The organism is Bowmanella yangjiangensis (genome assembly GCF_017255015.1).
In the GTDB taxonomy this organism is placed as follows: Bacteria; Pseudomonadota; Gammaproteobacteria; order Enterobacterales; family Alteromonadaceae; genus Bowmanella; species Bowmanella yangjiangensis.
Genome location: NZ_JAFKCS010000875.1, coordinates 1 through 295, shown reverse-complemented (window position 1 = coordinate 295; position 295 = coordinate 1). Strand labels below are relative to the sequence as shown.

Here is a 295-nt window from a genome sequence, read left to right as displayed (position 1 = left end):
CGTGGTACTGGGGCGTCTGGGGCGCGTGGAGATGGCGGTGACCTCCAATCTCAACATCAACTTCCTGGTCAAACCCCAGCCCGTGGACCTGCTGGCCGAGGCGAGCATCCTGCGCCTGAGTCGGCGCCAGGCCGTCTGTGAGGTTTCGCTGTATTCGGCGGGGAACGAGGCTGAGCTGGTGGCTCACGTGACCGGGACATACGCCTTGCCGATCTGAGGCAGCATCCTGCCCATAAAAAGAAACCCGGCCTAGGCCGGGTTTCTTTGTTGTCGAATCACGCAGTCGTTACAGAAC

The 295-nt window shown here is 61.4% G+C and carries 1 protein-coding gene; it reads left to right on the top strand.

Annotated elements, in window-relative coordinates; genetic code table 11:
- Positions 1–217 (top strand): PaaI family thioesterase (locus tag J0A65_RS27045; protein WP_206597240.1); only part of this gene is annotated, 217 nt, incomplete at its 5' end.
- Between the last annotated feature and the right edge of the window lie 78 nt (positions 218–295).